We start from the raw sequence: 10,416 nt of genomic DNA, 5'->3' as shown, positions 1-10,416 counted from the left end.
GGCTGGAGCGACTGCTCGACGGGATCGAGGCGTACCTCAGCCGGCCGTGACCGGGGTCAGCTCGAAGACCGGATGATGGTGCGCCTCGTGGACGAACGCCTCCACCGGAGCGCCCTTGGGCACGTCGAAGTACGAGCGCACCGCAGAGGCGGTCTGCCAGTAGTCCTTGAGTACCGGTCCGGCCTCCAGCGGCGTCACCTCACGGACCGCATACTCGGCGTCGGATTTCTCGCCGTCGACCTTGCCGCTGATCCGGACCGTGCCGGCCGCTCGCGCGTTGTGGACCCAGCCGACCGGTCCGTACGGCGCGACGAGGAAGACGTGTCCGCTGCGGTAGACCAGCGTGACCGGGGTGCGGCGCTCCTCGCCGGTCCTGCGACCGACCGTGGTCAGCATGACGGTGCGCGGGACGAGGTTCCAGGAGACCAGGCGCTCCATCAGCACGTTGCCGATCCGCCGGCCGGTCGTCATCTCGAGACGTTTGGCCGGCCAGGGGGACGTGTTCCGCTCGCCCACCGTCGCAGCGTAGCCGTTCGACCGGCCTCCACCTCCTCCGACGGCACGGCCCGGGCCGGCCGCGTGACGATCGCGTGGACGCGCTCCGGGTCCAACTTGGGAGTCCGGTCGGCGGCCAGCAGGCCGTTGCGCTCCTGCTCGGTGTCGGTGAGCTGGGTGTAGCAGAAGCCCGCGATCTCCGGGTTGTCCAGCAGGGCGTCGACCAGCCCGGCGAACCGCTCGAGGTACTCGTCCGCGGTCTGCACCGTCGCATACCCGAACCACTGCTGGCCCTCGGCGGGCGTCAGGCTGAGGCCGCCGAACTCGCTGAGGACCACCGGCCGGCTGCGGTCGCGCTCGCCCTCGAGGAGCACCCGTCGCCCACCCGGGCTCCGGTCGCCGACGGCGCGGTCGATGGCCCCGGGATCGCGGTACCGCTCGGTCAGCAGCTCGCCCCGTGGGGCGTAGTCGTGGACTCCGAGGATGTCGCTGCGGGTGTGCTCCCAGCCGTCGTTGGCGATGACCGGCCGCGTCGGGTCGAGCGCCTTGGTCAGGTGGTAGAGCGCGGTGGCGTAGTCGCGGTGGGCCGGGGTGTCCGCGATCGTCTCGACACCCCAGCTCTCGTTGAGGGGCACCCACGTCACGACGCACGGGTGGCTGCGGTCGCGCCGGACCGCCTCGGTCCACTCCTGGACGACGCGCAGCACCGCGGTCGGGTTGAACGCGTATGCGCTGGGCATCTCGGCCCAGACCAGCAGCCCGAGCCGGTCGCACCAGGCCAGGAAGCGGGGGTCCTCGATCTTCTGGTGGATGCGGACTCCGTTGAACCCCAACGACTTCACCGCCTCGATCTCGGCACGCAACGCGTCCTCGTCCGGGGCGGCGAGGTGCGACTGCGGCCAGTACCCCTGTTCGAGGACGAGCCGCAGGTAGTAGGGGCGACCGTTGAGGACGAACCGGCCGTCCCCGACGCCGGCACTGCGGTACCCGACGTACGACGTGGCCTCGTCGAGCACCGTCCCGTCCGGGGCGACGAGCGCGACCCGGGCGTCGAGGAGGTTGGGGTGCTCCGGCGTCCACAGCAGGTCGCCGAGGTCCTGGCCGTGCCGTGCCTCGGGGAGCTCGAGGACGCAGACCGCCGTGGAGGTGCCGACGCGGACGACGGCCTCGGCGACGACCCGGTCGGGCCGGGTCAGGCGGACCTCCAGCCGGGTGCCCTCCACCGGCATACCGCTCAGCTCGGCCTCGAGGGTCACCTGACCACGCACCAGGTCAGCGGTCCAGTCGAGCCGGGTCAGGTGTCGGTCGCCGACCACCTCCCACCAGACCGGCTGCCAGATGCCGGTCGTCCGGTGGTACCAGATGTCGTGTGGCTCGGGCCGCCAGTCCTGCTTGCCGCGGGGCTGGGCCGGGTCGTCCACCGGGTCCTCGTCGCGAACGACGACGACCTGGTCGCCGGTCGGGTTGAGCGCGTCGGTGATGTCGGCGTGGAACGGGGTGTGGCCGCCCTCGTGCCGGACGACCAGCGAGCCGTTGACCCAGACCTCGGCCCGGTAGTCGACCGCCCCGACATTCAGCAGCACCCGTCGGCCCGGGCCGACCGGGTCGATGCGGACGACGCGGCAGTACCAGACCACCGGGTGCACGGCCGGGTCGTGGATCCCGGAGAGCTCCGACTCCGGCGGGTACGGCACCTCGATCGTCCGGTCGAACGGCCGTCGCCGCGCCACCACCCTTGACCGCGACCGACGTCCTGGTCGTCGTGCGCGAAGTCCCATGCGCCGCCGAGGTCCTGCCACTGCGCGCGTTGGAGCTGCGGTCGCGGGTAGGCCTGGGGTGAGGTCGGGTCGGGCACCGGTCGACTGTAAGGCGGGGGCGGCGTGAGGTGACGACCCGATAGACTCGGGCCATGACCACCGCCGGCTCGACCGTGACGCCCGTATGCGCGCCGCGCGCGAGCTGGTGGCTGCCCTGACCGGGGCGGAACCCAGCACGACGACACCACAGCCGCCCTCGACGGGCGGCTTTCGTGTGTGTGCGGGACTGCCCGGCCGAGGGCCGTAGGACGACAAGGAGCACCGAGATGACCACGCCCGTCACGACGTCCGCACCGGCGGACGCCACCCTGGAGGTGGCCGGCCGCCGCAAGCGGATGCTCACCGGCGACCGCCCCACCGGCAAGCTCCACCTCGGCCACTTCGTCGGCAGCGTCGAGAACCGGATCCGGCTGCAGGAGGAGTACGAGGCGTTCTTCATCATCGCCGACCTGCACATGCTGACCACGAAGAACGCCCGGGCCGACATCGACCAGGTCAGCACCAACGCCCGCGACATGGTCCTCGACCAGCTCTCCGCCGGGATCGACCCCGAGAAGGCGACCTTCTACCTCCAGTCGGCGATCCCCGAGGTCAGCGAGCTCAACACCCTGTTCCAGAACCTCGTCACGGTGCCGCGGCTCGAGCGGGTACCCAGCCTCAAGGACATGGCCCGGGCTGCTGGCAAGGACGAGATGCCTTACGGGCTGCTCGGCTACCCCGTGCTCCAGGCCGCCGACATCCTCTGCGTCAAGGGTGACGTCGTGCCGGTCGGCAAGGACAACCACGCCCACGTCGAGGTGACCCGCGAGATCGCGCGCCGGTTCAACAATCTCTACGGCGAGGTCTTCCCCATCCCCCAGCTCGTCATCAGCGAGATCACCACGCTGGTCGGCACCGACGGTCAGGCCAAGATGAGCAAGTCACTCGGCAACACGATCCTGCTGTCCGACGACGCCGACACGGTGCGGCGCAAGGTGCGCGGGATGTACACCGATCCCAACCGGGTCCGCGCCGACATCCCGGGGACGGTCGAGGGGAACCCGGTCTTCCTCTATCACGACGCGTTCAACACCGACCGTGACGAGGTGGCCGACCTCAAGGAGCGGTACCGCGCCGGCCGCGTTGGGGACGTCGAGGTCAAGGAGAAGCTCGCCGCCGCGGTCAACGCGTTCCTCGAGCCGATGCGCGAGCGCCGCGCGACCTACGAGAGCCGGCCCGGCTACGTCGACGAGATCATCGTGGACGGCACCGAACGGACCCGCGTCGAGGTCAAGGCCGTCGTCGCCGAGGTGAAGAAGGCGATGGGCATCACGGGCACCTACAACCAGCTGCGCCGCAAGGCGGAGCAGGCCCGGAAGCGTCGCGGCGAGTAGCCGCCCCGCGTGTCAGCGGTGGTCGGGATCGCTCGGCGGTGGGCTGTCGTCCTCGACGACGGTCGAGTCGACGAACGCCTCCTCGTCGTCGTCCTCCGTTTCGCCGCGAGCACTGCGGTCAGGCTCGGGCTGTTCCTCGGCGTTCTCCTCGGCCGCTGCCGGGGGGGCCGACGGCGGCACCATGCCGGGGAACGCGCTGTCGTCGGGATGGATCGCGTTGGGCATGGTGTGCATGAGCTTGTCCTCGGCGTCGTGCGCCGCGTGGATCTTCTCCTCGACCTCGTGCAGGTCGGGAACCTCGTGCTCCGCCATGGCCGCCTCCGTCGTCGTGTACCAGTGCCGCGTATGCCCTTCGCCCCCTACTCTGCCGCTCCTCGGGGCGGCAGGCCAGCGCGTCTCGGGGGGGCCGCGCTAGCGTTGCCGCCCAGACTGCCCGCAGAGAGGGGTCGTGTGTCATGGCTGGTTGGATCTGGGTCGTCATCGCCGTCGTTCTCGGGGTGGTGATCTTCCTGTTGCTCCGCACCCGCAGCGGGAACGGGCGGCATCAGGCGCCGGCCGTGGAGTATGTGCCGCCGGTGGCCGACGACGTCGAGCAGCACTCAGACGTCGAGCCGGCTGATGACGTCGAGCCGGTTGACGACGACGAGCCGGTCGAGGACGTCGAGGTGAGCGAGCACGTCGAGGAGCTGGCCTCGGCGCCCGTGGGGGAGCTGACGCCCGAGGAGGAAGAGCAGCAAGAGCTCGAGTGGGCCCACGGCGCAGCCGGGGAAGACGCCGAGCTGCGCCACGACGAGGGGTACGTGGAGACGTTCGGCAACGACCGGACCGACGCTATCGACGACCAGGCTGCCGAGCAGGCTGACGACCCGTCCGACGAGCCCTCCGAGACCGTCGCACCGGCCGGGGTCCAGGAGTCCGGGTACGGCACGGGCTCGGCCGTGTCCCGGCGCGGCGTGGCCGGGCCCCAGGGCTGGACGGTCAAGGGCAACGCCGACTCGTTGCTGTTCTACACCGAGGACGCGCCCGTCTACGGTCGCGCGGCGGCCGACGTCTGGTTCGACAGCGAGGACGCCGCGACGGCGGCCGGCTTCACCCGGTGGGACGCCCATCACCGCTGAGCCCGCCCCGCTCACTTCGCGGTCCGGCGCTCGGACCGTCGAGCTGGACGTCCGTAACAACTCCCTCAACCTGATACGGCTCGGTCTGGCCCTGTTGGTCCTCGTGGCCCATGGCTACTACCTGTCCGGGGCCGGGACGGGACCGTCGATCCAGGGCGAGAACCTCGGCGGCTGGGCGGTGTTCGGTTTCTTCACCATCAGCGGCTACCTCATCACCGCGAGCCGGTTCGCCAACCCGCTCGGCCGCTACCTCGTCCTGCGGGTCGCCCGGATCTACCCGGCGTTCGTCGTGTGCCTGGTCGTCACGGCCGGGGTCTTCGCACCGATCGCCTGGGCCGCGGAGGGGCGCGACTGGAGCAGCTTCCTCACGACCCCGACCAGCCCACCCGCATACGTCCTTTCGAACCTGGCCCTGCGGATCAACGCGTACGACGTGGCGGGCACGCCGTCCGCGGTCCCGTACCCCGGCGCCTGGAACGGGTCGCTGTGGACGCTCTACTTCGAGTTCCTCTGCTACCTGCTGGTCGGGCTGTTGGTCTGCCTGCCCATGGTGAGGCGTCATCGTTGGCTGGTCGTGGTCGCCTTTGCAGGGTCGGTGGTCGCCTGGGCGACGGTGGGCGCCTGGGGAGCCGGCGCATACTCCGATGTCGTCCTGCTCGCGAGGTTGTTGCCGGCGTTCCTCGGAGGAGCGGTGGTCTGGGTGGCGATCGGGCGGGTCCCGCTGCGGGCGCCGTTCGCCCTCGTCGCCCTGGTGGCCGCCGTCGTCCTTGTGGCGTCCGTCGAGCACTGGGGCGCGCAGGCGGCGTCCCCGCTCATCGCCTACGGGTTGCTCTGGCTGTCCACGGTGCTGCCGTCACCCGCGGTGGCGCGGCGGCACGACATCTCCTACGGCGTCTACATCTACGCGTTCCCGATGCAACAGCTGCTGGTGTATGCGGGTGCGCACCGCCTCGGGCTGGTCGTCTACGACGTCCTGGCGGCGCTCGCGACGGCAGCCGTCGCGGTGGTCAGCTGGCGACTGGTCGAGCGGCCGGCGCTGCGCTGGGCTCGGCACCGGTTCCGTTCGCCGCCGCCGGTGTCAGCCTCGGGCGACGGCGTGCCGAGCCAGGCGGCCGGCGGCGCTCCACTGCCGTCGCGCAACGACACCGGGTAGCAGGCTGACGGCGTGCGCCCGTGAGGTGAGCCGGGCTCGGGCGGCCCGCTCCGACGTGGTCCAGCCGAGCGCCCGCATCTGCTCGACCGCCATCGCGTAGTACGCCCGCTCGTCGGCGAACCGCGACCCGTCGACCAACGTCGTCGACGAGGCGCTCCCGGCGTGGCGGCGGTAGAGGAAGCACACCGTGGGGTCGACGACGAGCGTCCCACCGTGGGCGACGAGGTCGAGCTCGAGCGCGAAGTCCTGGATGATCGGCAGCTCGACCCGGAAGCCGATCTCCTCGACGGCGTTGCGCCGGAACGCGATCGAGGGCCAGTAGAGCCAGTTCCCGTGCAGCAGCGAGGTGGCCAGCAGCTCGCCCGAGAGGACGGTGCGGCCGTCACCCCGCGGGCGGAGGAGCCGCTGCTTGACGGTGTCGGCCAGCCCGGCCGAGGGCGCCCCCGTCTCGTCGACGACGCGGACGCCGGGCTGGACCATCACCGCTTCGGGCACGGCCGCGAAGGCGTCCTGCACGACGCCGACGTAGTCCGGGAGCAGGACGTCGTCACAGCCGAGGAAGACGACGTGCTCCTGCGTCGCGCGCGCCAGGCACTCGCGGTAGTTCGCGGTGATGCCGATGTTGGCCGCGTGCCGGATCACGGTGATGCGTGGATCGTCGAGTGCGCCCAACCACTCGGAGATCTGGGGGTCCGGGTAGGCGTCGTCGACGACCAGCAAGCGCCAGTCGTCGCGCACCTGCGCGAACACGCTCTGCACGGTCTCGCGCATGAGGTCGGGGTCGCCCCAGTACGGCACGAGGATGTCGAGCGCCACGGTGGACAGGCTATGCGGCGCCGGGCCGGACAGGGGGTGGGGCGGCCGAGCCCCTACGCCGGAGCGTTGTGGCCCTGATGAGGGCACCGATCCTCCGATTTCTCCACCGACCCGACCCGGCTGCGTCATTCCCTGGGCAGCTCCCGGTCAGCGGGTGGCGCCGGTGACGAGCCAGTCATCGGCCCGGAACCGCCACCAGAGGCCGACCCCGCGAAGGGCCAGGAACCCGATCCCGAACCACGCCCACAGCCCGGCGAGCGGCTGGCCGAACCCACCAGGGAGGACGGCCCCACCCGCACTGGCCCACAGCGTGACCGGTACCCAGACGACCCCGGCGCCCACCATGGCCACCGCCAGCCACACCGTGTCCCCGGCGCCCATGAGCACCCCGTCGACGACGAACACGAACCCGGCCAGCCACTGGGCGATCGCCACGACCAGGAAGGCCCACGCCGCCGCCGAGACCACGGCCGGGTCCGGGCTGAACAGCCGACCGATGAACGGCGCGAGCGGGAGGATCACCAGGCCGGTGACGATCCCGAAACCGACGCCCCAGCGGGCCATCGTGGAGGCCGCCGCCCGCGCCGGCCCCACGTTCCCAGCTCCGAGGGCCTTGCCGGTGATCGCCTGCGCCGCGATGGCCAGCGCGTCCAACGCGAACGCCAGCCCGTTCCATACCGTCATGACGATCTGGTGGGCCGCCAGCACGGTGTCGCCGTACCGTGCGGCGATCACCGTCGTGGCGATGATGACCCCCCGCAGGGCCAGCGTCCGGACCAGCAGGGGCACGCCGCCTCGCGCAGCGACCAGGATGCCCGCCGTATGCGGCGACAAGGGCGCGCCCAGCCGGATCGCCGTGCGCAACACGGTGACCACCAGAGCCGCAGCCATGCCGGTCTGCGCCAGGACCGTCCCGATGGCCGACCCCGCTATGCCGAGGCCGGCGCCGTAGACCAGCGCGAGGTTGAGCACGATGTTGGCGCCGAACCCGACGACGGCGACCACGAGTGGGGTGCGGGTGTCCTGCAACCCTCGCAGGAGCCCGGTCGCGCCGAGGACCACGAGCATCGCGGGGAGGCCGATGGCGGAGATGCGCAGGTAGATCGTGGCCTGCTCCTGCACCCCCGGCGACCCACCGATGGCGGCGCACAACCAGGGCGCGGCGACCGCCAGCACGACCGCCGCCAGCGCTCCCAGACCCACCGACAGCCACAGGCCATCCACGCCGGCCGCCACGGCGTCCGTCTCGTCGCCGGCGCCGAGCCGCCGCGCCACGACGCTCGTGGTCCCGTAGGCCAGGAACACGAACACGCCCACGGCCGTGAGGAGGATCGACGAGGCGACGCCGAGGGCGGCCAGCGCCTCGGTGCCGAGGTGGCCGACGATCGCCGAGTCGGCGAGAAGGAACAGCGGCTCGGCGACCAGGGTCAGGAAGGCCGGGATCGCGAGGCGCAGGATCTCCCGTCTCATCGCTGCCCCATTCGCGCGAGCCTAGCCAGGCGCGCCGACCGGGTTGGCGTCGCTCAGGATCCGAGCGTCAGCAGTCCCCAGTACCGCCGGTACCCGCCGTCACCCGCGGTGTGGTCGGCCACGTAGCGGTTGTTGCTGACCCGCGACCGGATCCCGGTCTGGCTGCCGGCGGCGGGGTCCGCGTCACTGGCGATGAGGTTCGCGCCGAACTGCGCCCCGGCGTACATCGTGGTCGGACCCCCCGCCTCGGGGAGCCGGATGACCGACCACGGCACGGCGGCCTCGACGGTGTAGCCGGTCGACGACGTCACCGCCGCGGCCTTGACCGACGGTGCCGCCCGGCCGGCGTCCACGTCGAAGGTGCGCCCGGACCCGACGGTGACGGCGGCGACCGCACCCCCGCCGCTGGGCCCGACGGCGAGCGAGACGTCGCCCGGGCTGAGGTTGCTGCCGTCGGCGTTGGCCCCCGAGGAGCCGAACTGGAGAGTGACGGCGTCGCCCTGGAACAGTCGGGCCGGGTTCGCTGCGTTGGTCGTCGTCGCCTCGGGATCGACGACCTGGACCAGCAGGTAGAGGTTGTCGTCATCCCAGCCGAGTGACCAGAGGCCCTTGAGGGTGACGGCGCTACCGCCGACCAGGATCTGGTCGGCGACGATCGGCGCGGTCGCCGGCCAGTCGTCACCGCGACCGTCGATGCTCGGTGCGGTCCCCAGCCGGCGCGCCGAGAACTGCGGACCCTCCACCGGGCGGTAGGTCACGGTGGCCGTCGCCACCAAGGGCGGCGCGACGCCACCCGGAGTGGTGGCGGTCGGCGGCAGAGTGGTCGCCGCGGGGGTGGAGGCGGCGGCTGGTCCCGCTGCGGACGATCCGCTCGACCCGGCCCGGGTCACCGCGAGCACGACCACCGCGACCAAGACGACCGCGACGGCCGCAGCGATGCCGATGAGGCGTCCGCGACCCGGCCGGGTGACCGGAGCCGGCGGCGGCGTGGTGGGCGGTGCCGGTGGCGTCGGTGACGCCGGTGCGGGCACGGCCGGAGCTGGTATGTCGGTCGCCTCCGTAGCCCGCCGAGCCACCCCGTCGAAGACCTGGCCGTCGGGCGCGTTGAGGTAGAGCACCGGCGTGGCCCACTCGCTGGCGTACCCGGCCAGGAGGCCCTTGCGCGCACTGGTGACGGCCTGGTCGACCGGCATACCGTCGGCGAGCGCGGCGTAGAACTCGCCGGTGAAGGCGGTGGCGGCGCCGTCGCTGATCGGGAACTGCATCGCGACGACCGCCGTGCAGTCCTGCTGGACGAGCCGCTGGGCCATGCCGCTGAACGGGTCCGCAGCGCCCAGCCGGCCGGACTGGCACGCGTTGAGGAACACCAACCGCAACGGGTCGTGGTCGTGCAGGTACGGGCCGAGGACCGCCGGCGGGACGGCGACGCTCCGGCCGTACTCGTCACAGAAGTAGAGGACGCCCTCCTGCTGGCCCTCGTCGAAGTCCCCGTGCCCGATGACGTGCAGGACGTGCACCTCGTGCGAGCGCAACCACGAGGCGAGCTCGGTCGTCGTGGGTGACGGCAGCCGGTCCAGCTGGACGGCGCCGGCCGCCACGCGGGTGGCGAGCATGTCCTGCATCCGCCGCCACTCGGCCTCGACGTCGAGCTCGGGCAGGTCGGTCGGCGACGACAGGATGACGAGGATTCGCAGCGGCCCGTCGACGGTCAGCGGCCGCGGCGGGTGCGGCACCTCGAGGTAGCGGACGAGCGGCGTGCGTTCGGACTGCGCGGGGTACGAGTTCGTGCGCCGGTCGAAGAGCAGCTCCCACGGCAGCCCAGCGATCTGCGGCGCATCGGTGAGCTGCAGCCGCAGCCGTAACCCCTCACCGGCGTCGCGGGTGGCGTCCTGGCTCCGGGTCCAGGCGAGGAGGACCTCCTCGCCGAAGACCGCCTCGAACAGTGCTCCGCCGAGCTCGGTCGACGCCTTGGGCCGCGGGTCGGCGGTCGCGCGGCGCATCTGGGAGCGGCCGGGGTCGAGCTTGAGGAGCAGGTTCTCCAGCCCGGTCGCGTCGAAGGGCATCGCGAACGTCGCGCTCGCGCCGGCACCGACCGGGCTCGCCGCGACGCGGGAGCGAAAGCTGCCGTCCCCCGTGGACTCGACGAGCAGGTCGAAGTTCTCGTATGCGCGCGC

General features: G+C 72.0%; 9 protein-coding genes. 3 read left to right on the top strand and 6 right to left on the bottom strand.

Annotated elements, in window-relative coordinates; genetic code table 11:
* Positions 1–36: 36 nt before the first annotated feature.
* Complete coding sequence (locus VIG79_RS04385) at positions 37–471, bottom strand: nitroreductase family deazaflavin-dependent oxidoreductase (protein WP_331882615.1); 435 nt, start codon at positions 469–471, stop codon at positions 37–39.
* Positions 468–2,189 (bottom strand): glycoside hydrolase family 2 protein, encoded by a 1,722-nt coding sequence (locus tag VIG79_RS04380; protein WP_331882612.1) that lies wholly within the window; start codon positions 2,187–2,189, stop codon positions 468–470. Before VIG79_RS04380 ends, VIG79_RS04385 begins: the two co-directional genes overlap by 4 nt.
* Positions 2,190–2,578: 389 nt before the next feature.
* Here VIG79_RS04380 and trpS point away from each other — a divergent pair, with 389 nt between their 5' ends.
* Positions 2,579–3,685 (top strand): tryptophan--tRNA ligase, encoded by a 1,107-nt coding sequence (gene trpS / locus VIG79_RS04375; protein WP_331882609.1) that lies wholly within the window; start codon positions 2,579–2,581, stop codon positions 3,683–3,685.
* Between the two features lie 12 nt (positions 3,686–3,697).
* Here trpS and VIG79_RS04370 read toward each other — a convergent pair whose 3' ends face one another.
* Positions 3,698–3,997 (bottom strand): hypothetical protein, encoded by a 300-nt coding sequence (locus VIG79_RS04370; RefSeq protein WP_331882606.1) that lies wholly within the window; start codon positions 3,995–3,997, stop codon positions 3,698–3,700.
* Positions 3,998–4,140: 143 nt separating this feature from the next.
* Here VIG79_RS04370 and VIG79_RS04365 point away from each other — a divergent pair, with 143 nt between their 5' ends.
* A complete protein-coding gene (locus tag VIG79_RS04365; protein ID WP_331882603.1) occupies positions 4,141–4,803 on the top strand; it encodes a hypothetical protein in 663 nt (220 codons plus the stop codon).
* Complete coding sequence (locus tag VIG79_RS04360; RefSeq protein WP_331882618.1) at positions 4,793–5,956, top strand: acyltransferase; 1,164 nt, start codon at positions 4,793–4,795, stop codon at positions 5,954–5,956. The genes VIG79_RS04365 and VIG79_RS04360 overlap by 11 nt, the downstream gene beginning before the upstream one ends.
* On the opposite strand, the gene VIG79_RS04355 is transcribed toward VIG79_RS04360, so the two are convergent.
* The 3 genes from VIG79_RS04355 to VIG79_RS04345 form a co-directional block, all read right to left on the bottom strand.
* Positions 5,882–6,772, bottom strand: a complete 891-nt coding sequence (locus VIG79_RS04355) for a glycosyltransferase family 2 protein (protein WP_331882600.1) — start codon at positions 6,770–6,772, stop codon at positions 5,882–5,884. The two genes, VIG79_RS04360 and VIG79_RS04355, sit on opposite strands and share 75 nt — an antisense overlap.
* Positions 6,773–6,919: 147 nt before the next feature.
* A complete protein-coding gene (locus VIG79_RS04350) occupies positions 6,920–8,242 on the bottom strand; it encodes an MATE family efflux transporter (RefSeq protein ID WP_331882596.1) in 1,323 nt (440 codons plus the stop codon).
* Positions 8,243–8,295: 53 nt separating this feature from the next.
* Positions 8,296–10,416 (bottom strand): CHAT domain-containing protein (locus tag VIG79_RS04345; RefSeq protein WP_331882593.1); only part of this gene is annotated, 2,121 nt, incomplete at its 5' end.

This window comes from Lapillicoccus sp. (genome assembly GCF_036559105.1).
Lineage (GTDB): Bacteria > Actinomycetota > Actinomycetes > Actinomycetales > Dermatophilaceae > Lapillicoccus.
This window is presented reverse-complemented; position numbering and strand designations above follow the sequence as displayed.

Excerpts from the sequence above, each read along its gene's own strand:
- VIG79_RS04385 (WP_331882615.1), bottom strand. The coding sequence starts at position 471 with ATGACGACCGGCCGGCGGATCGGCAACGTGCTGATGGAGCGCCTGGTC.
- trpS (WP_331882609.1), top strand. The coding sequence starts at position 2,579 with ATGACCACGCCCGTCACGACGTCCGCACCGGCGGACGCCACCCTGGAG.
- VIG79_RS04370 (WP_331882606.1), bottom strand. The coding sequence starts at position 3,997 with ATGGCGGAGCACGAGGTTCCCGACCTGCACGAGGTCGAGGAGAAGATC.
- VIG79_RS04365 (WP_331882603.1), top strand. The coding sequence starts at position 4,141 with ATGGCTGGTTGGATCTGGGTCGTCATCGCCGTCGTTCTCGGGGTGGTG.
- VIG79_RS04350 (WP_331882596.1), bottom strand. The coding sequence starts at position 8,242 with ATGAGACGGGAGATCCTGCGCCTCGCGATCCCGGCCTTCCTGACCCTG.